The 23,311-nt window shown below is 60.8% G+C and carries 24 protein-coding genes and 1 pseudogene; 9 read left to right on the top strand and 16 right to left on the bottom strand.

Features of this window, described 5'->3' with window-relative positions; translation table 11 throughout:
* Positions 1-110: 110 nt before the first annotated feature.
* Positions 111-494: pseudogene (wrbA, locus tag KHO31_RS35560) on the top strand (NAD(P)H:quinone oxidoreductase); the annotation flags it as partial.
* A 318-nt stretch (positions 495-812) separates the two neighbouring features.
* Here wrbA and KHO31_RS35555 read toward each other — a convergent pair.
* The 5 genes from KHO31_RS35555 to KHO31_RS35535 form a co-directional block, all read right to left on the bottom strand.
* Positions 813-1,394, bottom strand: a complete 582-nt coding sequence (locus KHO31_RS35555; RefSeq protein ID WP_211625608.1) for a hypothetical protein — start codon at positions 1,392-1,394, stop codon at positions 813-815.
* A 125-nt stretch (positions 1,395-1,519) separates the two neighbouring features.
* Entirely contained in the window at positions 1,520-1,900 is a 381-nt protein-coding gene (locus tag KHO31_RS35550) for a nuclear transport factor 2 family protein (protein ID WP_211625606.1), read from the bottom strand.
* 131 nt (positions 1,901-2,031) lie between these two features.
* Positions 2,032-2,916: a 2-hydroxyacid dehydrogenase gene (locus tag KHO31_RS35545; protein ID WP_211625604.1), complete on the bottom strand. Its 885-nt coding sequence runs from the start codon at positions 2,914-2,916 to the stop codon at positions 2,032-2,034.
* A gap of 56 nt (positions 2,917-2,972) precedes the next feature.
* Complete coding sequence (gene eno, locus KHO31_RS35540; RefSeq protein ID WP_211625602.1) at positions 2,973-4,259, bottom strand: phosphopyruvate hydratase; 1,287 nt, start codon at positions 4,257-4,259, stop codon at positions 2,973-2,975.
* Positions 4,256-5,272 (bottom strand): phosphotransferase family protein, encoded by a 1,017-nt coding sequence (locus tag KHO31_RS35535; RefSeq protein ID WP_211625600.1) that lies wholly within the window; start codon positions 5,270-5,272, stop codon positions 4,256-4,258. Before KHO31_RS35535 ends, eno begins: the two co-directional genes overlap by 4 nt.
* Before the next feature lie 271 nt (positions 5,273-5,543).
* Between KHO31_RS35535 and KHO31_RS35530 the strand changes: the two genes are divergently transcribed.
* Complete coding sequence (locus KHO31_RS35530) at positions 5,544-6,320, top strand: fumarylacetoacetate hydrolase family protein (protein ID WP_211625599.1); 777 nt, start codon at positions 5,544-5,546, stop codon at positions 6,318-6,320.
* 150 nt (positions 6,321-6,470) lie between these two features.
* Positions 6,471-7,481, top strand: coding sequence for a LacI family DNA-binding transcriptional regulator (locus tag KHO31_RS35525; protein ID WP_211625597.1), 1,011 nt, complete (start codon positions 6,471-6,473; stop codon positions 7,479-7,481).
* A gap of 132 nt (positions 7,482-7,613) precedes the next feature.
* On the opposite strand, the gene KHO31_RS35520 is transcribed toward KHO31_RS35525, so the two are convergent.
* Positions 7,614-8,201 (bottom strand): VOC family protein, encoded by a 588-nt coding sequence (locus KHO31_RS35520; protein WP_211625595.1) that lies wholly within the window; start codon positions 8,199-8,201, stop codon positions 7,614-7,616.
* 74 nt (positions 8,202-8,275) lie between these two features.
* A complete protein-coding gene (locus tag KHO31_RS35515) occupies positions 8,276-9,244 on the bottom strand; it encodes a polysaccharide deacetylase family protein (protein WP_211625593.1) in 969 nt (322 codons plus the stop codon).
* Positions 9,245-9,598: 354 nt separating this feature from the next.
* Between KHO31_RS35515 and KHO31_RS35510 the strand changes: the two genes are divergently transcribed.
* From KHO31_RS35510 to KHO31_RS39935, 4 genes are all read left to right on the top strand, one after another.
* Positions 9,599-10,444 (top strand): oxidoreductase, encoded by an 846-nt coding sequence (locus KHO31_RS35510; RefSeq protein ID WP_211625585.1) that lies wholly within the window; start codon positions 9,599-9,601, stop codon positions 10,442-10,444.
* Between the two features lie 464 nt (positions 10,445-10,908).
* A complete protein-coding gene (locus tag KHO31_RS35505) occupies positions 10,909-11,982 on the top strand; it encodes a porin (protein ID WP_211625583.1) in 1,074 nt (357 codons plus the stop codon).
* Between the two features lie 213 nt (positions 11,983-12,195).
* Positions 12,196-12,558 carry a BON domain-containing protein gene (locus KHO31_RS35500; protein ID WP_236071672.1) on the top strand — a complete coding sequence of 121 codons (363 nt, stop codon included), beginning with the start codon at positions 12,196-12,198 and terminating at the stop codon, positions 12,556-12,558.
* 240 nt (positions 12,559-12,798) lie between these two features.
* Positions 12,799-14,349, top strand: a complete 1,551-nt coding sequence (locus tag KHO31_RS39935) for a methyl-accepting chemotaxis protein (RefSeq protein WP_211625580.1) — start codon at positions 12,799-12,801, stop codon at positions 14,347-14,349.
* 52 nt (positions 14,350-14,401) lie between these two features.
* Here the strand turns inward: KHO31_RS39935 and KHO31_RS35490 are convergent, their stop codons facing one another.
* The 8 genes from KHO31_RS35490 to KHO31_RS35455 all read right to left on the bottom strand — a co-directional run bounded on the left by KHO31_RS35490 (position 14,402) and on the right by KHO31_RS35455 (position 21,231).
* Positions 14,402-14,851: a nuclear transport factor 2 family protein gene (locus KHO31_RS35490; RefSeq protein WP_211625578.1), complete on the bottom strand. Its 450-nt coding sequence runs from the start codon at positions 14,849-14,851 to the stop codon at positions 14,402-14,404.
* 160 nt (positions 14,852-15,011) lie between these two features.
* Positions 15,012-15,290: a hypothetical protein gene (locus KHO31_RS35485; RefSeq protein WP_211625576.1), complete on the bottom strand. Its 279-nt coding sequence runs from the start codon at positions 15,288-15,290 to the stop codon at positions 15,012-15,014.
* Between the two features lie 126 nt (positions 15,291-15,416).
* Positions 15,417-16,130, bottom strand: coding sequence for an NIPSNAP family protein (locus KHO31_RS35480; RefSeq protein ID WP_211625574.1), 714 nt, complete (start codon positions 16,128-16,130; stop codon positions 15,417-15,419).
* Positions 16,131-16,172: 42 nt separating this feature from the next.
* Positions 16,173-17,231 (bottom strand): maleylacetate reductase, encoded by a 1,059-nt coding sequence (locus KHO31_RS35475; RefSeq protein ID WP_211625572.1) that lies wholly within the window; start codon positions 17,229-17,231, stop codon positions 16,173-16,175.
* 22 nt (positions 17,232-17,253) lie between these two features.
* Positions 17,254-17,913, bottom strand: a complete 660-nt coding sequence (locus KHO31_RS35470; RefSeq protein ID WP_211625570.1) for an alpha/beta hydrolase — start codon at positions 17,911-17,913, stop codon at positions 17,254-17,256.
* A 7-nt stretch (positions 17,914-17,920) separates the two neighbouring features.
* A complete protein-coding gene (locus KHO31_RS35465; RefSeq protein ID WP_211625562.1) occupies positions 17,921-18,880 on the bottom strand; it encodes a VOC family protein in 960 nt (319 codons plus the stop codon).
* A gap of 75 nt (positions 18,881-18,955) precedes the next feature.
* Positions 18,956-19,735 carry a citryl-CoA lyase gene (locus KHO31_RS35460; protein ID WP_211625559.1) on the bottom strand — a complete coding sequence of 260 codons (780 nt, stop codon included), beginning with the start codon at positions 19,733-19,735 and terminating at the stop codon, positions 18,956-18,958.
* The gene (locus KHO31_RS35455; protein ID WP_211625557.1) at positions 19,732-21,231 is read right to left on the bottom strand and encodes a class I adenylate-forming enzyme family protein; all 1,500 of its coding nucleotides are present in this window, start codon (positions 21,229-21,231) and stop codon (positions 19,732-19,734) included. Before KHO31_RS35455 ends, KHO31_RS35460 begins: the two co-directional genes overlap by 4 nt.
* Before the next feature lie 192 nt (positions 21,232-21,423).
* Here KHO31_RS35455 and KHO31_RS35450 point away from each other — a divergent pair, with 192 nt between their 5' ends.
* Both KHO31_RS35450 and KHO31_RS35445 read left to right on the top strand, forming a co-directional pair.
* Positions 21,424-22,197 carry a GntR family transcriptional regulator gene (locus KHO31_RS35450; RefSeq protein ID WP_211625549.1) on the top strand — a complete coding sequence of 258 codons (774 nt, stop codon included), beginning with the start codon at positions 21,424-21,426 and terminating at the stop codon, positions 22,195-22,197.
* 10 nt (positions 22,198-22,207) lie between these two features.
* Positions 22,208-22,372: a hypothetical protein gene (locus tag KHO31_RS35445; protein WP_211625548.1), complete on the top strand. Its 165-nt coding sequence runs from the start codon at positions 22,208-22,210 to the stop codon at positions 22,370-22,372.
* Here KHO31_RS35445 and KHO31_RS35440 read toward each other — a convergent pair.
* The gene (locus tag KHO31_RS35440; protein ID WP_236071670.1) at positions 22,367-22,768 is read right to left on the bottom strand and encodes an SDR family oxidoreductase; all 402 of its coding nucleotides are present in this window, start codon (positions 22,766-22,768) and stop codon (positions 22,367-22,369) included. The two genes, KHO31_RS35445 and KHO31_RS35440, sit on opposite strands and share 6 nt — an antisense overlap.
* Positions 22,769-23,311: the final 543 nt, after the last annotated feature.

The following is a 23,311-nucleotide window of genomic DNA, read 5'->3' as shown; positions in this document are numbered from 1 at the left end:
CAGGCGACCCGCCGCCCGGCCATGGACAACCCGCGACTCAACACTCCCGGGAGGTTCAACATCACACTAAACCCAACTGCAAATCTGTCCGTTGAACCGGGTCAATCTCAATCTTTGGCACGCCGACGCGCTTTGGCAATATGGCTGGACAGATGCGCACCTTCCTCGACCAGACCGGCGGACTGTGGATGAAAGGTGCGCTGGTCGGCAAGATCGGCAGCGTTTTTGCTTCGACCGGTACCCAGCACGGCGGCCAGGAGACCACCATCACGTCGTTCCACAGCACGCTGTTGCACCAGGGCATGGTGATCGTCGGTGTGCCGTATGCATGCGCAGGCCTGACCAACATGAATGAGATCACCGGCGGCACGCCCTACGGCGCGACCACGCTGGCAGGCACGGACGGCAGCCGGCAACCGTCACAAAACGAACTGGATATCGCGCGCTTCCAAGGCAAACACGTCGCAGGACTCGCGTTGAAGATCTTCGGTTAGCGCAACCGGCCCCGCCGCGCACGTCACGCAGGAGAGCGATCGAGCGTCGCCCTCCTGCGCAAGGCCCGCGCGGGCCTTTTTCGTGCTCGATGCATACATTCAAGCGTTATGGTGCTTCTTGAAGTCTCGAATTTCAAATACGTGACACCATGGGCCGGCATGTGACGTGCCGGCACGCCACGCTGCTTTATCTTGAACTTGCCGCAGAGCGTCGCGTCGGCTACTACTATCCCCTTGTTGAATGAAATTGCCGTATGAAACGTCATGAGATATCTCAACCAGAATTCCCTGCACATAATTAGTATTGCCGTTTAACAACTACTCGGTTTTCCGACCGCAGCACGGGCGCCGTTCAAGGCAAGAAATTAGGGCAGCGGCAAGCTCCAATCGCAACGTTGTGATGGAATCCGCCACGCGTCGCTGCTTTCGCAAGGGCGCCCCGAGGCCGGAAGCATTCGGGTAAAGAAGACACCTCGCCGAGCAACCGATGAGCTGGAGTTTTTTTTGCGCTACCAAACGTTCGGTGACGAGAAGGCCGTAGGCCGCTATGCACAGCGTCGCGTGCTGGTGAAAGCCGCGCCAGCTGTGTCCCTCGAAATGCGCCACGCCGAGTTCCTGCTTGGGCTTCTTCTGGTAATCACGCTCAATACGCCAGCGCAGTTTTGCGAGTCGCACGGGTTCCCTGATTGGTATACCGGCCAGCAACGAACTGAGAAAGTACTTGGTCCACTCGACTTCTGCCTTAGGCCACTCGATGAGCAACCATTGCTCCGCGCTGGTCTGTCGTGGCCGGAGCGCGCGGGGGGAACAATGCACTCGTTTCGCCGCAAAACGCGACGACAAGGCGACCCTGGCTGGAAAACGATGACCGCGATGGGGCGATTTCGATTTCTTCACCATGCCAAACTGCGCGTTCTCATACGTGAATCACCACAGCACCCAGCACCCGCTGACCCTAGTGAGGTTTCAGGGAGCAAGGAGGGAGCCGTCGTGGCTCGCGACATGCCCCCTTTAGCCACAATGCACTAACGTGACTGGTTCAACTGGGATGCATCCACATACACCCGGTAGTCAGAGATACATTCATTCGCGTCGATCGACAGAACATCGATGAACGGCGCATCGAGCGTTTGCCCCAGTGCGTCCACGTACCGGACACGTCCCTCACAGATCGCGATATCGTCGACCTGCCAGAAGCGCTGGGCTGTATGTGAAATGGACCGCAGCGACCGCAGCACACCTTGAACCGCCGAAACGATCAGCTCACGTCCGTGAATTGCTTCTCCGTTACCGAATACAAAGCGTGCGTCCTCCGACAGAAAGGCTTCGAACGCCTTGAGATCCTGCCGGTCAATCGCAGCGAGCATGTCGCGAATCTTTTGTTCCAAGATTGCCTCCTTCATCATTTAGTTTTCGATATGTACTGCTACTTATTTAATATTGGCCTCGAGTATAAATTTAGGCCCACATTTACCACACAGCTAACTTAACAGGCCGAAAGATGAAGATGCGGACGTATCGTTCCCGGCCCAGTCCACTAGACCCGGTTCATCAGCGGCTCACCGTCACGCAGTCTTCGACAGTTCTCCACAATCACGCCGATGCTGCGCTCGAGCGTCTGGGGCGTAAGCCACGCGACGTGTGGCGTGGCGACCACGTTCGGTCGCGACAGTAACGGGTTGTCTGCAGTGGCGGGCTCCGTTGCAAACACATCGAGTCCTGCCGCGGCAATCGTGCCTGACTTCAGCGCATCAAGAAGTGCACGCTCGTCGACCAGTTCACCCCGAGCGGTATTAATCAAGACGGCTCCCCGTTTCATTTCACCGAATGCCCTTGAGTTGAGCAGGCCGCGGGTATCCTCAGTGAGCGGAATATGCAGCGACACAATGTCCGCCTGTTCCAGTAATGTCTGAAGCGAAGGCAATCGCTGGGCGGCGTCGTCCGGTGCGGCGCTGCGCGCGTAGTAGACAACCCGAGAGCCCAAGGCGACGAGCGCAGCCGTCAGTCTTCGCGGTATCGAGCCATAGCCGACAAAACCCACTGTCCGGCCGGACAGTTCGCTGACGCTGTCGAATGTATCGGGCGGCAGGCTCCAGCCGATGCCACGACGACAGGTACTGTCGAGGTATCCAACCCGTCGCAGCGCGGCCAGCATCAGCGCCAGAGTATGCTCGGCAACCGCCTGACTATTGGTACCGGGCATGTTCGCGACCGCAATGCCAAGCGATCTTGCAACCTCGACATCGATCGTATTGGTGCCGACACCGATCTTCTGCACCAGCCGGAGCTTCGGTGCGGCCTTGAGCACGGCGCCGGTGACTGGGGTCAGCACGTGAAGCAGGACGTCCGCATCCTCGAGCTCACGGCAGGCTGCGTCGGCGTCGGCCTCATCGACGACCACGATCTCGAGCCATTCGGGCAAATGCTCGCGCAGAAGCCGTCGGAATCCCGAGCTTGCGCAATATTGAAGAACGGCCTTCATGCGAGACTCCGTGCCGGCAACGCCGACCACCCCGCGAAACGCGCGCTGCGGCCGATCTGTTCCTCGATACGCAGGCCTTCGTTCCATTTCGCCATACGCTCGGAACGGGAGAATGAACCCACTTTTAGCTGTCCCGTGTTCCAGCCTGTCGCGAGATGCACGATCGTCGTGTCCTCGCTTTCGCCCGACCGGGCCGATACGATCATGCCCCAACCGAGCTTTTTCGCCGCCTCCATGGTCCGGTATGTTTCGGTGATCGTGCCCGCCTGGTTCGGCTTGAGCAACACGGCGTTGCACTGCCCGCGCGCCGCGGCGGCGTTGACCCGGTCCGCGCTTGTGACGAGGAAATCGTCTCCAATCACCTGGACGCTGTCGCCGACCGCCTCGGTGAAAGCGCGCATCCCTTCTGGATCGTCTTCTGCGACAGGATCTTCCACTGACACGATCGGATAACGCTTCAGCCATCCGAACATGAGTTCGAGCCATTCGGACGTGTCGAACTCGCGACTTTCGAGAGCCGGTTTGTAACGCCCATTCCGGCCGAACTCCGATGCGGCAATATCCAGAGAGATGGCAACCTGGTCGTGGCGATACCCCGCCCTCTCGATTGAACGCGTTAGCATCTCAAGCGCCTCTTCGTTCGACGTAAAGTCCGGCCACCATCCGCCCTCGTCTGCCACGCCAGCGCGCCGGCCCAGCGATGCCATCAGGTCACCGGCAGCCCGATAGACTTCGGCGACCATGAACAGCGCTTCGTCGAAGCTCTGGGCGCCGAGCGGCATCACCAGAAAATCCTGGATATCCGTCCGACGGCCGGCGTGAGCACCGCCGCCAAAAATCTGGATCTCCGGAAGCGGCAGGCGAACTGCCTGATTTCCAGCCAGATACCGCCATAGCGGCATACCGGCGGCCGCTGCTGCGGCGTTCAGCACCGCCATGGACGTGGCGATCGTCGCATTGCCGCCAAGGCGCGCCTTGTTCGGGGTGCCGTCGAGCGCAATCAGGATCGCGTCGACGGCTGCCTGATCCATCGCGTCCATGCCCAACAGTGCGGGAGCGATGATTTCGTCGACATTCGACAGCGCGCGCTGCACACCAAAACCGGCAAGAAGACTCCCGCCGTCGCGCAGGTCAATCGCTTCATTGCTACCACGCGACGCGCCCGCCGGCGCGATGCCGCGCCCGCCTATGCCATTCGCCAACTCGACGTCGACTTCAACCGTCGGCCTACCGCGCGAATCCCAGATACGGCGGCTCGTGATTTTACTGATGGCTGTCTTCATACTCGTTCCTTGTTCCAGCGGTTTCGGATCGTGTCTAGCGTCTTTGGCGGGTCGACCACGAAAGGTTTGGCGAAGCGGCGCACGCTCTCGCGATCTTCGGGCGTTTTCAGATATTCAACGGGGGATTTCCCGTCGATCCGCGCGAGCATCAGGGCCGGCACCAGGCGCGCTGCCCGAGCCTCGAGATCCGCAGCGCTTTCCCAGGTGGCGCCCGCGAAATACGCCTCATTGAGTGCGTCGAAACACGCGAGATAATGCGGTGTCGCCTCGGTTCGCCAGACGCACTTCAGCAGCAGATGGGTGAGGCAAAACGCGACATCGAAGGCAGGGTCGCCGTACCAGGCACATTCGGCATCAAGGAAAACGGGCCCCGCTGAACCGACGAGGATATTTTTCGGGCTGACGTCTCCATGAACCAGCGCCCGTCTTGTGTTGGCCGTCTCGTCGCTCAACCGGATCAGCGCCGCTGCGCAGTCCGGATTGGCCGCCGCGGTGGCCATGAAGTACGGCTCCACCCGGAGCGCGAAGAAACTCGCGTCGGTCGCGAACCTCCGGGCCAGTTCGTCATTCCCGGCTGTCGCCCGATGGATCGCCGCGAGCGTCGCGCCAACCGAGCGCGCGGTTGCGGTATGGGCAATGCCTTCCAGCAGTTCGTCCTTCCATATGCGATATTCCTGGGGGTCGAGAAACGCCATCGCAAAAGCACGCGCGGTCTGATCCTCCCCCAGGATTTCCGGCACACAGCCTGGGACAAGCGTTGATGCCAGCTTCATCCATGCGACTTCGGCCGCATTGCGCTCCGGAGGCGCGGACCAGTCCGCGGCAACCTTGAGCTTCGCCAGCGCCCGTTTAATGCACACCGGACCGCGCGCGGTCTCGGCACGCACGATCTGCGACGAAACTCCGCCGGTCAGCGGCGTCAACGGCGGCACCTCCTGCGGCCCGGCAAGCCCCATGCGGCGCAGCGACTCGATCAGCGCCGATGCGCTGTCAGCGTCCAGTTCAACATCCATCCTGATGCCCCACCCCTCGGCTAATGATGCCTAACACTATAATTCCAAGGGCACACGTGTGCAACAACTATCGGGAAATCTTCACTTTGACCGTCACGGCAGCGGCAGGGAAGATCCACTACAGTCTCGAAGAATCATTTACACGGGCGATCCACGAGGTGTCTCTTTACAATGCCAAAGCCCGTTGCGATAATAGGCACACGTGAGCCCTACTTTACCCGACTGCCGGAACAAAATGGGTTCAGACCTTTCCCCTGAACTGGAATAAACCATGAAGATCACGCGCTTCAAGCTGGGCACCGAAATCGTTTACGGCAATCTTCGCGACGACGGCACGATTGAAACCCTTTCCGGCTCGCCGTTTGCAGGCGACGTCCATCTGACCGGCAAGCATGTGGCTGCCAGCGAGGTCACGCTTCTCTCGCCTGTTGAGAACCCCCGCATTTTTGGCGCAGGGTTCAACTACATATCGCACATCAAGGAAACGGGTTGGGATACCCCGAGCGTCCCCATGCTGTTCGTCAAGCCCGAGTCCGCGCTGGCCGGCCCCAATGACCCGATCGTTTATCCGAAGCTGGGCGAGGTAATCCATTACGAAGCCGAGCTGGTTGCAGTAATCGGGCGCACGGCGCGGCGCGTCTCCGAAGCAGACGCACTCGACTATGTACTCGGCTACACCTGCGGCAACGACGTCAGCGACCGCGTCATCCAGAAGGAAGAGATGCGCTTCGGCTGCCTGTTCGCCGGTAAGGCATTCGATACCTTCGCCCCGCTCGGCCCCGTTATCAGCACGGATCTGAACCCCGGCAATCTGAACATCATCGGACGCCTGAACGGGGAAGTGAAACAGCGCGGGAATACCTCGGACCTGCTGTTTTCCGTTCCTCGCCTGATTGCGTACCTGAGCTCGTTCATGACACTGCTGCCCGGCGACGTGATCATGACAGGCACACCGTCGGGCGTTGGGCCGATCAAGCCCGGCGACGTGTTCGAAGTGGAGATCGAAGGGATCGGCACGCTTTCCAATCCTGTCGTCGCGGAAAAATAGCCTCCAGGGCCGCCGCGTTGAACCGGCGGCTATGGTGCGCGGCTGACGTTGCGTGCTATAACGGCACCTACACAATATGGAGTGCAGGTAACACATATGCGGGGCGAAGCAGCGTCGGATCCAAGGTCGCCATCCCGAGGCGGGACGAACGTGACCCTCCAGGATATTGCGCGAGTATTGAATATCTCTCACACCACGGTGTCGCGTGCGCTGGCTGACAGTCCGAAGATCAGCGCGGAGACCAAATTGCGGGTACGCAATGCGGTCGAACAGCTCGGCTATGTACCGTCGGCTTCGGCGAGAATGATGCGCGGCGCGCGTAGTTCGATTGTCGGGCTGGTGGTTCCCGACATTCAGAACGACTTCTACGCAACGGTCGCCAAGACCATTGCCGATTCCCTCGCCGCCCATTCGATGCAGTTGATGCTTTCTGTCACAGATGACGACAGCGATCGCGAGTTGCGTGAGTTGCGTACGATTCTGGAAACCCGTCCGGCTGGCGTCATCATCGTCCCGACAGCCACGCCTCGCGCCGAGACTGTTGCACTCCTGAATAACGTGGCAACGGTCCAGCTCGTCCGCGTTCATTCCCGCTTCACCGGCCAGGCGGTGGTCATCAACGATCACGAAGGCGTTCGTGCTGCCACGCAGCACCTGCTCAGCTATGGACATACACGTCTCGCGTACATCGGCGGCGACACCTCGCTTAGCACCGGGCGCAACCGGCTCGCGGGCTTCAAAGATGCCCTGAAGCAGCATGGTCTCGCTCCTGCGGCAATCGCGCTGGGTTCGCCCAGGCCTGAGTTCGCGCGGCATGCGGTCACATCGATGATGGCCGTGAAGAACCGGCCAACCGGTCTGGTTTTCGGCAGCGCGGAACTCACCCTGGGCGCATTGCAGGCCCTGCGGACGTTAGGTCTCGACTGGCCGCGCGATGTCTCCGTCGTGGGGTATCACGATCCAGCATGGTTTGAACTGGCAGCGGGCGGCATTACGACTGTGCGTCTGCCGGTGCAATATATCGCCGCCACCGCCACGAGCGTGTTGCTTTCCCGTGCGGCCGAAGATCATTCGGACGACGGCCACCCCGATGCACCCGTCAACGTGGAATTTGCGCCTACGCTCGTTCTGCGCGGCTCCACGGCTCCGTGGGTTGGCTAACGGCGACCCGGTGTCGCTGCGCAGCACAAGCTCAAGCCCAAGTTGACAAGCCGCGTGTTCTCCCTCAACGCGCTCATGGATTGAGGCCCTTCTCGTGGCCTCAATCCAGCAATTCCGACCCTCCGGCAATGGCTATGCGCGCGTAGCGGCCCATTGCTTCAGTTCTGCGTGCGCGACTTTCCCCGCCCGAAGAAAGAAATCGTCCGATGCCGGCGGTGAATAGCAGAGCTCGAGGTTCATACCGTTCGGGTCTCTCAGATACAACGAATGGAAAGCGCCGTGGTCGACAAACGTACTTGGATAGCCCTCTGACTCCAGCTTCTGACGGAAATAGTCGATCGCTTCATCACTGTCGACGTTGATCGCGATGTGATGGTGATAGACCGTCGGCACCGTGAACGGCGGCTCACCGTCGAAAAAGTCCGGATAGTCGAAAAACGCAATTGAACTTCCGTCCCCCATCTCGAAGAAGAAATGACAGTACGGCGCCTGCTTGCCGGTGAATACCTCATCCGGAATGCGCAACGCGATTGTCATGGGCATTTCGAGAATATCCTCGTAGAAATGCCGCGTCTTTTCGCCATCCGTGCAGTAGTACGCGTGATGGTTGAGCCCTCGAACCCTGCTCTTAGCTCGGCGAGCGATCACCTGCTCTCTCTCTTTCGGGTCGATCTCAGCATCCCCAACCGCCGTAAGGACATTCTCTTCCTGATGCGACATGCTCATCCTCCTTCAATGACTTAAAAAGAAACGGCCCCAGGTAGCGTCAGGGCCAGGGAATCGTGCCGCCCTACCTAGGCACGCGGAGCAACGCCTGCGTCCATGCTGGCCAACAGGCGCGGCTTAGACCATTCGGCAATCTCACAACACGGCGCGAACCATACGTCGTCGTTCGCCCTGGCCCGGTGCAGGAAGCGGCGCAGAACCTGCCACAGACCCTCGTCGGCGCCGAACAGATAAGGATGGAAAATGACCGTCAGATGCTGGCGGCCCGTTACCGCTTCGTCGAATGCTCCGTTCAGTATTTGCTCCCATTCGTCAGCCGATGCTGGCGCGTGGCGGTCGCCGTTGGACGCACGGAACTCGCCCAGATCCGGATCGATGAGGTAGGCGTCGACATGACGCCACGCAAACGGCAGAATCACCATTCCCTCCTCCAGGCGGACCCGTCTGTCGCCAGACGCAGGCGAGCAATAAGTGAAGCCGTTCTCACGCAGCAAGGCCAGCGAGTCAGCATCCATGGCCCCACCAGGAGGACGGAAGCCAACGGGACCCATGTCGATGGATCTGAGCGCCGCAAGGCTCCTCGCAAGGTTCGAGCGCTTTTCGTCCCGGGAGAGCCGCCCCCAGTTCTCATGCCCCCATGCGTGCAATCCGATTTCGTGACCGGCCTCACGAAGCGCCTTCAGTTGCCCCGGATACAGCGCGGCATTCACCGCCTCGATGAAGTACGTGATGGACAAGCCATCAAGCTCCTCAAGTAACCGCGGCAGAACACGGGTCGCCGTGTAATGACTGCCGACGGGATTGCTCGCCGGCCAACGGCCGAGGATTATGTCGCAGGCCTCGCCCAGATTGTCGAAAGTCACACTGACTGAGGCTCGCTTGCCAGACGGCCCCCACGTGAAAAGCTCGGTTTCGTTCATCAGATTTCCTTGGAACATCGCTTGAAAGCTCGTGCGATCCACTACCAGCTGCACCGGACTGCGAAGAAGCTCACTTTCCGTATCAATGAATCGGACCTGCTGGATTCTCGACGCCATGGGTGTGATCAACGCCGCGCCCCGTCCATACCAGCAGCCGATGCATCGGATAGGCCAAAAGATAAGCGATTAGGCACACGCGTGCAATAAGGTGTTTACCACATCCGACCGTCAAATAGCCGTGGATATGCCAGAACATGCTGGCGGCCATGCCCTGCGCTTGAGCCGGATTTACCCTGGATTGAACACGTGTGCCCTTCCGTTTAAGCTGCGTAGGTCGTCGTGGCGTCGAAGCGACACGGCACGTTGGCCCCTGGTCGTCAGGCACGTCAGCGGACCCGGTTCACGAATCGCAGCAAGATTCAGGGTATCGCGGTGCCACGGGGGCGTACATCTTCAACAGCAGGAGAATGAATGAGCAAGACGTGGTTTGTTACCGGCGCCGGGCGCGGGATCGGTGCAGAAGTCGTGAAAGCCGCGCTTGCCGCTGGGGATCGCGTTGTCGCAACGGCACGCGACTCGGGAAAACTTCAGGCCGTATTCAATGCCGGTTCCGATCAATTGCTCACGGCGCAACTGGATGTGACGGACCCACGTCAGGCCGAAGCCGCAGTGCGAGCCGCGACTGATCGATTCGGCGTGGTCGACGTGCTAGTCAACAACGCGGGATATGGTCAGTTGGGGGCGTTCGAGGAACAGGAACCCGAACAGGCAGAAAAACAGTTCGCCACCAACGTTTTCGGCGTCCTCAATGTCACGCGGGCCGTACTGCCAGTCATGCGGCAGCAGCGCGCCGGACGGATCCTTAATATCTCGTCGATTGCCGGTGTTCGTGGCGGACAGGGCGGCACACTCTATTCTGCGAGCAAGTTCGCCGTCGAAGGGTTTTCCGAATCGCTGGCTCTCGAAGTTGCGCAGTTCGGCATTGCCGTCACCCTCATCGAGCCCGGGTACTTTCGCACCGACTTTCTCGATGGAAGCTCGGTTGAACACGGAAGAAAGACCATAGCGGACTACTCGAACTTTTCGGCCGCGCTGAGAGCGGCACTTCTCGCGAAAAACCACCAGCAGCCGGGCGATCCCGCGAAGCTCGCTGACGTCATTGTTCACCTGGCCGCACATGACAGTCCGCCGCTGCGATTTGCCGCCGGAACCGACGCTGTGCAGGCGATTGCAGCCAAGCTGGAGGCACTGCGCACAGAGTTCGACCAATGGCGTGATCTCTCGATCACGACCGATGCAACGGGACTCACCCCATGAACGCCGCCTCTTCCGCGATGGATAGCTAGCGCGGGCGCGCGAAACCGTTCGGCTACAAGCCGTGCGCGACCAGGCTGGCGCACGCAAGTCCCCCTGCTGACCTTCGCCGACAACACCGCACTGACCAGGTTAGTCGTCGCGAATTGGAATGTGAAGCAGCACTTCGACAGGAACACATTGAACGACTCGGTCTTGATGCATAGCTGAAAGATCCTGCCACTTCAAACTCTCGGTGGGTGATGAGCGTCGAGAGAGCGGATCTTGTCCGCGATCGTCAATTATATATTACGTATTCCTTACTATACATCGAGATATAAACCGATTGCCAATTCCGAGGCGCGCCAGTTCGTGCCCGGTTCAACTGCCCACATCGCGTCTCGATCAATCGGGGAGCTGCGACCAGGTGATTCTGAAAGTACTGAAACGCTTAACCACAACCAATATTCTGGACAAGGAGAAAGGTAATGCCGAAAAAGAGGAACGCCGTGCAGAAGTTAACCGCGTGTGCGATTGGTTTGACGCTTGCTGGCGCCGTGCACGCGCAGAGCAGTGTCACGATGTTTGGCGTCATTGATCTTGGCATGCTCTATACGAACAAAACGGTCAATTCGGCCGGCCAGAATGCCGGCAAGCAGATTTCGATGATCGATGGCGGTTCATCGTATTCGCAATTCGGTCTCACAGGGACTGAGGATCTCGGCAACAATCTCCAGGCGAAGTTCAAGCTCGAAAGCGGGATCAGTGCGGCCAATGGCGGCTTCGCCCATTGCAACGGTAATCTGTTCGGCTGCGAGGCCTGGGTCGCGCTGGACGGCAATTTCGGGGAGGTCAAAACTGGTCTGCAATTCTCCCCGTTTTTTTACACAATGTACGCGTTGGACCCGCGCGGCTTATCCTTCTTCGGTAGCCAGGGGGTGAATTACGTCGGCAACTTCCTCGGCACAAGTATCTTCGATGCCAATTCAGTGACCTATACCAGCCCGAACCTTGCTGGCCTGCAGGCCATGGTGATGTTCGGCTTCGGCGGTCAGGCTGGCAATTTCCAGGCGGGGCGCCAGTACTCCGCGAGCCTGAAATACGAGCGCGCCGGATTGTTGATCGACGCGGCGATTTACGACGGCAATAGCGGTGGCACACCCACGCCCGTCCCTTCCAATCTTGGCGCCGAAGGACGCACGATAGGTGCGGCGTACAAGTTCGGCGCGCTGACCGCCAAGGCGTCGTTCGTCAACTACAAGGTAGCCGGATCGTTTAACAACAACGTCTACGGCGGAGGCCTTGATTACTTCGTGCTGCCCACGCTTGATGTGAATGGCGGTGTCTGGGTGACAAGCGACCGCGACAATACCGCAAACCATTCACTGCTCACGGCACTGGGCGCAAATTATTTCCTGTCGAAAAGGACCAAGCTCTATGCACAAGTCGCCGTCGTGAACAACCATGGCGCGATGAACACCGGTCTGTCCGTCGCCGGTGCACTGTATGGCGTTCAAGGGACCACCGTCGGCGGCGTCGTCGGCATCCAGCATTCGTTCTAGCGCTGTGCCGGCAGCACTGCGAAGGCCTCGCACCACAACATCCGGACTGGCTGTACCAGGGAAACCCGTTGTCCTGCCGCACGGCAGCACCGGGCGTCGATTGGGAATTTCGGGGGCCGATTTACCGCTATAGCGCGAACACCACCTGCAGGTTGTACTCCCCTGCTTTTAAGTCTTCCCAACATCAGATTGTCGTCCTGAAAGGAGAGTTTAGTGAAACCAGTCAATGTAATCACATGTGCACTCAGCATGGTCGTCATGCTGTGCGCGGCGAGCGCGCACGCCCAAGCCAGCCAGAGCGAGGCAGCACCCTCCGCATCGATGAGTACCGCGCCCAGCGCGAAAGCGATCCGGGCAGAAAATCGCAAGCTCAGGAAGGCCGTCCTTCTCAGTCTTTCAAGAACGAGAGGACTCAATGCCGACGGCATCGTGGTGATAGCCAAAGGCGGAGTCGTAACGCTGGCAGGTTCTGTCCCGGCTGCTGGCCAGATCGACCTTGCAACCTCCGTGGCCGAGCTCGTGAATGGGGTCAGTGAAGTGAATAACAGCCTGACGGTGCAGGCCAACGGGCGGTAGCCTGTCGAGGCAGGTGTGCCGGTCGACAGCCTGCAACCTGCCTGATACGCCTGAAGCGGAACCTGTCCGCTGTGAACCCATGCCAAAGACCGGGTTCGGGGCATTTACGTGCGTGCCCCCTCGTCCCATGTCGCCACCATTCCGTTTGTTCATCCAACTTATTCCTGTATTTCCCAGCGTGTCGATAAACCGGACTCGTCCCGGTGCACCGTACGACTTCAATTGCGGAATTCTCCTGTCATGTCACATCTCAATCGCAGCCTCAAAAGTCGACTCATCCTGATCTTCTTCGCACTCGGCACGCTGTGCGTTGCCGTCGCAGGACTTGGCATAAAGGGGATAAAAAACGCCAACGATCGTGCAGCAAGGTCGTACGACCAATTAACTCTTCCCGGAATAGCCATCCAGAATTCCTATAACTTCACGCTCGTTCAAGTGATCCAGTTGATGGAAGCGATCTCTCTGACCGATGCGGCCTCGAGAAAAGAGCGTCTCGATTTCATCGACAAACTCAGTGAGATGGACGATGCGCAATTCGATCGGTTTCAGCAAAGCGCAAAGACAGAGACGATCCAGCCGCTGGCATTGCAAAGTGCGCGCGATCGCGAAGCGCTCCGCAAAGCGTTAGCCAAAAGCGTGAGCCTGTTCCGCAGTGGGGACGCTGCGGGAGCCATCGCAGCCGAGACTAACGAGGTTCGCCCCGCCGGCCTCATCTTCTCGCAGGACGTCGGAAAGCTTACCGACGTGCTGGAGGAGGCAATCAAAGCGGCGCACAACGATGACCTTTCCGCCTATCGGAACACGCTGGCCATCATGCTTGCGGTTTTGGCGGTCGGCGGCGTTGCTGTCGGCATGTACGGCTGGGGACAAATCCGCTCGATCGGTCGCAGCATCGACGGCATCCAGACTACGCTTCTGGAAGTCAGCCGTTCGCTGGATCTGACGCGCCGCGTACCGGCCATGCGTATGGACGAAATCGGGCATACCGCGACGGCCTTCAATGAATTGATGAGTCGCATCGGCACGGTACTCGGCCTGATCAGCGTTTCAATGGATTCGGTCAGCACGGCTTCCCGGCAGATCGCGGTCGGCAACGTGGATCTTTCGTCCCGCACGGAGGAACAAGCCGCCTCGCTCGAAGAAACGGCAGCGAGCATGACGCAACTGACCGGGACGGTTAAACAGAATGCGGATAACGCCCACCACGCGAATTCTCTCGCGGCCAATGCAAGCGGCCTGGCGGATACGGGCCACAAGGCGGTTCAGCAGATGCTGGAAACGATCGAGGAGATCAGCCGCAGTTCGATCAGGATTTCTGAAATCACCGGCATGATTGAGGGCATCGCGTTTCAAACCAACATTCTGGCGCTCAACGCCGCAGTGGAAGCCGCTCGCGCAGGCGGTGAGGGGCGCGGCTTCGCGGTCGTAGCCGGTGAGGTGCGCGGTCTGGCCCAGCGTTCGGCTTCAGCAGCAAAAGAAATCAAGGAGCTGATCAACGCGTCGGTTGTGCTGGTTCGGGACGGCTCGCGTCAGGCAAACGACGTCGGCACCGCGGTGGAACAGGTCAGGCACGCCATCGGACAGGTCTCCGGTATCGTTGGCGAGATTTCCGCCGCGTCCGAAGAGCAACGCAGAGGGCTCGAGCAGATCAATCAGGCGGTCCTGCAGATGGACGGTGTCACGCAGCAAAATGCTGCACTGGTTGAGGAGGCGGCGGCTGCTGCACAATCACTGGAGGCGCAAGCCATGAAAATGCAGGAAGCGGTTTCGGCATTCAGGCTTGCCGAATAACGGGTACAGCAAGTGAGTTCTTCACTTGCTGTAGCGTGTTCCGGGTTGCTATCTAGTAACGGTTAGGAGCATCCGTGTTTATCCATGGATAGCGAGCCGTGTCAGCGCCCGCGTAGTCGGGATCAAGATAGACGTGGCATCGCTGAATTTTGAAGTCGCGAATTTCAAATACGTCGCACCATCGACCCGCATGGGTCGTGCCGGCACGCCACGCAGCGCCATTTTTCAATTTTCCGCTGGAGGTCGCCTCAACGACCACGAGATCCCCTTGTTGAATGAAATTGGCATAGGAGATGTCGTGGGATATTTCAGCGAGAATTTCCATCAGGTCGCTGAAAAGCCGCTCGATTTCACGCTTGCCGCGCGCGATACCCCACTTCGGAAAATAGACCTCGGCATTGTCGTCGAACAAGTCGAAGATGTTGTCGCCTCTGTCCATGCGTTTAAAGTACTCGAGCGCAATTGCCTTACGCTGTTCATCGGTCATCGTTCTGATTTCCATCGTGTATTCCTTTCGACAGAGTTTTATTCATGCACCTCTCCACCCGGATAGGGCGCGGAGCGCACGGAGGGATGCGGTACTCAGCACGGTTGAGTGCCGAACCACAGGGACGCGAACCGTGATGTCCGATTCGCTGAAAGGCAGCGTGAGACAAGCGCACCTAGACGACGTCGAACGCACGTCGCCGTTTGTTCCGGCAGCTTGCCACTTCTATTACGCCTTCGGAGACGGTCTCGTTCATGCCTGCTTGCCCGGAAAATTGATCCGCGCGCATCTTAAGTTCGCGCTTGAGACCCTCCAGGGCTACTTCAATATCGTCGAGATAACGCGGTGCTACCGCAACAGACGAAGATGATCCATGAACAGCGACATAGATTCTGTTCCGGGCTGCATCAACCGCGATTTCGTAGTTCGAGTTGCTGGCAAGAACCTTACGCATTGGCTTCCTCCCAGTAACGGGTGAGATCAAAAAGCGGGCGTTATCGTTACGCTGGAGTAACGGAGTGGCCAGCCACTACGGTCGTCAACACCGCAAAAGCTATTCTGACAACCTGGACTGGTGCGTTCAGGCTCGCGGGAACAGCGGCGACATATCCGCCACCGGCGATGGATTCAGCAATCGGCTGTTGCTGCCGACCGTCAACGGAGCCAGGGAGCGAAGGAAGCCGATCCAGCGCGCAGACTCCTGCAATGCCGCGCGATGCGATGACCAGCCTTCAACGTCAGGAAAGTACCGATAGAGCAGCACCTGATTGAGTGCACCAACGACGCTGCTGAAGCCGCCAAACAACCCTTCCATCGCCGCCGGATCTTCGGCAAGCGCATGCTGCCGAAAGGCATTCCAGCAGGCCGGCACGCCGCCAGCGGCAAAGCTCAGTGTAGTTTCCTCGACAATGCCTGTGTGTCGCGGCGCATTGAACAGCGGTCCCTGCGAGGCAAGCCAGTCATGACCGCTTCCCCAGTGAGGCGTCAATTCAGGCAATGGCGCAGGCACGAGAAACTTGCTCTCCTGATGAAGGATCAGCGGACGGACGCAGTCGAAATACGCCTTTAACCCCGCGCGCCCGTAAAGACCTAGCAGGCGCGTTTGCCAGTCGTCGAAGCTGTCGTACCGATACAGGCTGACGATCTGGTCCAGCGAGCCGCTGGACGTTGAGAACGAGCCAATCAGGCGGTCGAGTATCGGCTGCAAACCGTCGTCGCCGCGCTCGCGCTGCGCATCCCAGAACAGGTCGGTGGCAGCCAATTGCAGGGTGTAGACACGGTGTTCAATCAACATGATTTGCATAACTCATGGTTGGCTTGTGGAGAGCGTTCGGCGTCAGTCCGGGGCAGCACCCTCGTAAGCACGCTGTAGCAACGCCCGGATCGGCCCTCGCTCGAGCGGCCGCGGATTCGGATACGGCGTTTGCACCGCAAGATCGGCTGCATGATCGAGTGCATCCGCCGACATGCCAAGTTCCCGCAGAGAACGCGGCACGCCGAGCGACTGGCCAAGTGCGTGGAGCCCCGCGACTGCCTGCGGACGGTCGAGCGCGCGTGCGATACGCGCCAGCGCCTGCGGGATTGCATTCGCGTTGTAAGCGAGCGCATACGGCAGAATCACCGTGTGCACTTCCGCGTGAGGCAGATTGAAGCTACCGCCGAGCGTGTGGCACAGCTTGTGGTGCAGCCCCATCTGAACGTTTCCCAGCACCGTGCCGCACAGCCAGGTGCCGTATTGCGCGTCGCCGCGCGCATCCATGTCGGCCGGCGCTTCGCGCAGTCGCGGCAGGGCATGCGCGAGCGCCCGAATACCTTCTTCGGCCATCAGGCTGTAGACCGGGTTTCCATCCTGGGCGTACAGCGCCTCGGCAGCGTGCGCGATCGCATTCATGCCGCTCGTCATGCTCAGGGCCACAGGCAGCGTAAGCGTCAGTTCGGGGTCGTAGATGACGGCGCGAGGCAGCACGCGCCAGTCGCGTCCGGTCTTCTTGATCCCGTCGTCGGTGATACCGTATAGGGGCGTCATTTCCGAGCCCGCGTAAGTCGTCGGCAACGCGACGATCGGCAGATCCGATTCGAGCGCGATCGCCTTGGCAAGACCGATCGTCGAACCGCCGCCGGCGGCGATGCAGCCGTCGGCACCCAATCGGCGGGCGGCGTCGATTGCGTCGCGCGCGACCTCGAGCGGCACATGCATCACCGCGCTGCCCAGCACGCCGGCACATCGGTCGCCGAGTATCGCGGCGACCTGCTGGCCGAGTTCGACCTGGTCCGGCGTGGTGAGCACGAGCGCGCGACGTATACCTATCTGATCAAGCTCACGCGGCAAAAGCTGGCGGCTGCCTGCGCCAAAGACAACTCGAGTCGCACGGGTTTCGTGCACGAATGACTGCATGTTCTGCGTTCCTTGATAAATATCACGGGTAGGAGGACGCGGTGCCCGCGAGGATCTCCCGTGCATAGCCGATCTCCGCGTTCCGGATGCCGTGCTCAGTCGCGCCCTCGATCTTCAGCGTCACGAGCGCGCCGGACTGCTCGAAGCACGCAGCGGACTCCCGCACGCTCTCCGCCGGCACGTAAGGGTCATCGCCCCATGTCGACAGCAATACCGGCATGTTCCGGAGCGCGCCATGCCTGATGTGCCGAGCCATACCCGGTGGCCCGATCAGGCCTCCCGTGAACGCGACCAGCGCCCGGTAGGGCCGTGGCATGCGCCAGACAAACTCGCTGCACAGGCATGCGCCCTGCGAAAAGCCCATCAGCACCTGCGCTTCGTAGGGGATGCCCTGCTCGCGCAGCGCGGCGGACAGCGACTCGAGTCGCGCCAACGCCTGCGAGAGGCGCGGCTCGTTCGCCTCGAGCGGTTCGATGAAGCGCTGCGGATACCACGAATGCTCTGCCGCAGCCGGCGCATGCCACGCGATATCTGGCCGCTCAAAACGGCGCACCACCTGCTCATGCATCCATTCAGGCGACTGCCCACGGCCATGAACGAGAATGACGGCCAGCGCCGCATCGTGCGCAGGCGGGCCGAACACGCTCAACGGCATTTGATTGTGCGGATCAGGGTTCAACATGATGCGTTCAATACTTCAACGTTTCCAGCGACTCCATGATCGTCGCGCGCTGGCTTTCGAACTGCGGCGCAATCTGCACGGTCGTGCCGAGTTCCTCGTAAGGCTCGTCGATCAGGAAACCCTCTGGCTTCGACACCGTCGCCTCGAACATCGCGCCGCTCGGCGTGCGCACATAGATCGATTCGAAGTAGCCGCGATCCTTGCGCTCGGAGGTATCGGTGAAGCCCATCCCTTCCAGGGTCACCTTGACCTTGTTCTGCACGGCGTGGTCCGCCACCTGAAACGCGCAGTGGTGCACGATACCCGCTCCGTAGGTCCAGCTGGCCTGCGGCATGTCCGGTTCGATCGCGTAATCGACGAACTTGCCCGAGCCGCCGTCGCCGAATGCGTAGCGCGAGTACTTGCCGTCGCGCGCCGACTCGCGCGCCGACCAGCCGTTTTCCATGAACTCCTGCGACGTTTCTGTCTCGCGCACGTTCACGCCAATCGTGTGCAGTCCGCGAATCGCCAGCTCGGCCGGCACCTCACCGTTCGAGTACGGCGTGCGTGCGTCGTCGGCGATGCCGAACAGTTCGTAGCCCACGCCGCACGGATGGGCGAAGCTCAGCACCTGTTCGCCGAAGCGCTCCGAGCGCTTCACGTCGAAACCGTGATCGGCGAGGCGCTTCGCCCAGAAAGGAATCGCCGACACCGGGACCGAAAGCGCGAGACTGTCGATCTGCCCCGCGCCGCGCTGTCCCTTGCGGCCGAAATGGGCGACGGGAAAACAGGTGATCAGCGTGCTTTCCTCGCCGATGTCGTTGCCGTAGTAAAGGTGATAGAACGGCGCGACGCCGTCGTAAATGAGCGTCTTCTTCACGCTTTTGAGCGACAACACCTTCGTGTGAAAGTCGTAGTCTTCCTGCGCGGTGCCGACACACAGCGTGATGTGGTGATGACGCTGGATCGTCTGGTTGGCTTCAGTCATGTTCGTCTCCTCCAAATGGAATGCGGGTGATGTCGCGCGCGCAAGGCCGGATGGCCTGCGGCGCGGCTGGCGGAATCAGTCCGCCCGTTTTTCAAAGGTCATTGCGCTGTCGACCAGGTCCCAGATAAACCGGCCCGAAGGTTCACGCTGTTCTTCGGCAATATGCGCGATCAGGCCGGCCGCACGGCTCAACACCGCGAAGCCGCGCATCAACTGCGCAGGAATGCCAATGTCGCCGAGCAGCGCCGCAACCGCGCCGGTCGCATTGATCGTGATGTGACGTCCCGCCGCCGCGTCCACTCCGGCAGCGAGCCGTTCGAGTGCCGCGCAGCGCGCGCCGAAGGTGCCGGCCTCGCGCGCGAGTTGCAGCAACGCGATGGCCCTCGGGTCGTCGGGCTTGTGCAGATGATGGCCAAAACCGGGCACCGCCTCCCGTCGTGCGCGGTAATCCGTTGCGATCCGCTGCGCTTCGGCGGCCCCGTTTTCGCCCGCTGCGACGATCCGGTCAAGCAAGTCCGCCGCCGGCTCCATCGTCCCGACAAAACGGCTCGCCACCGCCAGCAACCCGGCCGCGACGCCGGCCTGCAGATTCTCCGGAGAACTTGCGTAGATCATCCGCGTGGCGATCGCGCTCGGCGTCATGCCGTGCTCCATCAGCGTCACCAGCACCGCGTCGACAATGCGGCGCTGCGCGTCCGTCGGCATCTTGCCGAAGGTCTGTTTCATGAACACGTCGACAAAGCTCGCGCGGCCAAGCAGATCACCCACCAGATCGTCGTCGCCGTAGTACACGGCGCGCTCGTCGTAATGGCACAACGCGGTGCGCGGCGTGGGTTTTTCGTGTGGCGCGTTCATCCATTGCTCCGTTCGTTGACGATCGTTTCGCGAATCGCGGGCTTGAGCACCTTGCCCACCGCGCTACGCGGCAGCGACTCGAACAGGTGAACGTGCTTGGGCGTCTTCACCGAACCCAGCTCCCGCTTGACGAGGTCGATCAGCTCGTCGACGTTCACGTTCATCCCTGGGCGCAGTTGCACCGCTGCGTGCACGGCCTCGCCCCACTTCTCGTCGGGCACGCCGACCACCGAGCAGTCCGCGATGGCCGGATGGGCCGACAGCACTACCTCCACATCGCTCGGATAAACATTGAATCCGCCGGTGATGATTACGTCGCGGATCCGGTCGCGCAGGAACAGATAGCCTCGCTCGTCGAATACCCCCGCGTCGCCAGTACGCAACCAGCCGTCGACGAGTGTCTTCCGCGTCTCTTCTTCGGCGTTCAGGTAGCCGCTCATCACGAGGTCGCCGCGCACGGCGATCTCACCTTCTTCGCCGACCGGAAGCGGCCTGCCGTCCTTGCCGACAACGGCCACGCGCGTCAGCAGGGACGGCCGCCCCACTGACGCGAGATGCTCTCCGGTCATCGCGGCCGGCGGCAGGAATGTAATGATCTGCGGCGCCTCGGTCTGGCCGAACGAGGTGCACAGCACCGGCCCAAACACCGACTGGGCCGCGCGGATCTGCTCCGGTCGCATCGGCGCTCCGCCGTAGACGAGGTAGCGCAGCGCGGCGAGCCGGCGCGGCGCCCGGCGCTGCTCGTCCACCAGCACGAGAATCAGCGTGGGCGGGGCGAAAAAGATCGTCGCGCCGTGCGCGGCGGCGGCATCCAGCAGACCTGCGGGTTTCGTGTGCTCGGGGAAGATCAGCGCGCCGCCCGCGCCCAGCAGCGGCAGCATGTACGTGGATGTCCCGTGCGTGATCGGCGCGGCGACCAGATAGCGGTCGTCCGGCGTGAGCCCCAACTCGTGGATCTGCGTCGCGATGTTCGCGTTCCATGCGCGCAGCGGCTGGATGACGCCCTTCGGGAATCCCGTCGTGCCGCCGGTGAATTTGATCGCCTGCGGCGCGTCGAGGCCGATGCCGCCACGGGAGTGCGGACCCATCATCACGGCGTCGATCGAGCCCGCGTTGTGCGTCAGTTCGTCTAGCGGGCGCAGGCTGGCGGCAATGCCGGCGAGGCGCAGGGCCATGTCTTCGTCAGCAAGGACCAGCACCGGGTCGACGAAGTCGACGATGCGACGCAGCTCGGGGTCACCGTTGCGGGGATTGAGCGGCACCCAAACCTTGCCTGCCGCGAGGATCGCAAGGATCGCCAGCAGATGATCCACCGTATTGGCTGCGCCCACGCAGACGCGGCTACCCGGCAGCGGGTCGATGGCCGTGAGCGCGGCGGCGCGCGCCAGCACCTGGCTCGCCAGTTCGCGGAAAGAAAGGTCGCCAGCCGGGCTGAAAATGGCCGTGCGGTTCGGATGCCGGCTGGCGGCACGCCACAGGAAGTCAATCGGGTACATGTTCGCGTCTCTCGTGAAAGCAAGGGGCAGTGCGGCCGCCGAACGGCAATTTCTGCCCGGCACCCCGTGAGACGAACTTTAGGTCTAGTTCAAATGTTCGAACATTCGTGAAAACCCGTGGGATACGCTATGATTCACGAAACAACGATCCTTCCATGTTCCCCCTTGACGAACACTCGCCGCTCTCTAGCCATGACCGTGATCCAGGACGACTCCATCGAAGCCGTATTCGCGACCACCCAGCCGCGCCATGTCGATCTCGCGCGTACCTTGATGCAGGACATCCGCAACGGCACGCCGCCGGTCGGCGAACTGCTGCCGACCGAAGCGGAGTTGTGCGCGACATGGAACCTGAGCCGGTACGCGGTCCGCGAGGCGGTGCGCAAGCTGTGCGATCTCGGGATGATCAGCCGCCAGGCGGGCGTCGGCACGCGGGTCATCGCGGACCGCCCGCAGACACGCTATGTGCAGTCGATGGATACGCTGAGCGACCTCATACGCTACGCGCAGGGCACGACGCTGCAAGTATCCGCGCGCAGGACGATCCAGGCCGATGCCGCGCGGGCCGCGCTGCTGCGCTGCGCACCCGGAGCGAAGTGGCTGCATATCGCCGGCGTGCGACACGGCGGGAGCTCGGCGACAGAGCCCATCGCGCTGGTCGACATCTACGTCGACAAGGCCTTCAGCCAGCTGCCGCAACTGGCGAAGACCCTCGACACGCCGGTCTACACGATGGTCGAAGAACAGTACGGCATCAAGATGACACGGGTCGAGCAGGAGGTTCAGGGTCTGCTGATCGAAGGCGAGCAGGCGCGGGCGCTGCAAGTGAAGTCCGGCTCGGCGGGGTTGCGTATCGTCCGCACTTACTTTGTACGCGACAAGGCAATCGTCATCACGACCGGCGTGCATCCAGCCAGCCGCTTCAGTTATTCGATGACGTTCCAGCTGGCCCAGGCAGCCGGATAGGCGCGGGCTTATGGCGGATCTGACCGGACGAACCGCACGCAGCGCTTCGTTCTGGTTGGCAGAACAGCTCGTTCTGGCGCTGATCACTTATCGAACTCCCGGAATTGAAGTATGGTCGGATATGGACGTCGAAAGCCGGCAGACGCCTTCAATCCTGCAGCCGCTGCTTTCATGACTCGCTCAAAACCCGTGAATGCGGGGTGCCTACGCGACCATGCCAGAAACGCGCGCACGCTGCCAGCGCGTATAACAGGTTGGCCCAACCCCTAATCCGCCCGGTTCCATCAGCGGGGATGAGCGGAAGAAATTCCCGGATGATTCGCAGCGCACCCAGGCATTTGATCTCGATCTGGTTGAGCCAGTCGCTATCGTCCCCGGTGATCTCTCTGTCCCGGCGCTGAATCGCTGCGCCCGCGTCGTTGACCAGAATGTTGACCTGGTCGAAATGATCGCTGGCCAGCGTCGTGGCACCACGCACGTCGTTCACGTTGGTTACGTCAGCACCGATCGGAAGCACCCGCACACCATACGTGCTGGCGATTTCGTGAGCCGTCGGCTCCAGTTCCTCCACGCCCCGCGCGAGCAGCACCAGATTGACGCCCTCGTCAGCAAGGGCCTTCGCCGCGCCTTTTTCCTACACCTTTGCTGGCACTCGAGACGAGCGCCGTCCAACCTGTAAGGCTAAGTTCCGTGTACTACCCTCTTCTTCCAATGTTCTGGACGCTTGATTTATGAGCGAAGCCGAACCGCGACGGCTACACGTTCGATTCGACGACACGACACTGCACGCTCCGCGAGCCCTACGCTAGTCAACGCAAAGCGCGGGTGGAACGTTTTCGCGCAACGCGCATCACGCTGAACGAGTCAATGCGAATCCTCGAAATCGTGTCGTCTCCGTCTGCATCGGCAACTCACGTCGTGCCGCTTGAATGCCTGTGAGAGTGCCGTGCTATTCGCGGTCATGGCGAATATGCCCCATGAAGCAGCGTCGCTGTTCCATAAAACGAAACACTGCTTTCGCGGAATGCGCACGGTTTAAGGGCTTCCCTGAGATGTACGACCGCCTGGCGAGATCGGGGCGTAAGCCCGTAAGCCGGGTGACGCCGCTTCATCA

Source organism: Paraburkholderia domus, assembly GCF_905220705.1.
In the GTDB taxonomy this organism is placed as follows: domain Bacteria; phylum Pseudomonadota; class Gammaproteobacteria; order Burkholderiales; family Burkholderiaceae; genus Paraburkholderia; species Paraburkholderia domus.
This window is presented reverse-complemented; position numbering and strand designations above follow the sequence as displayed.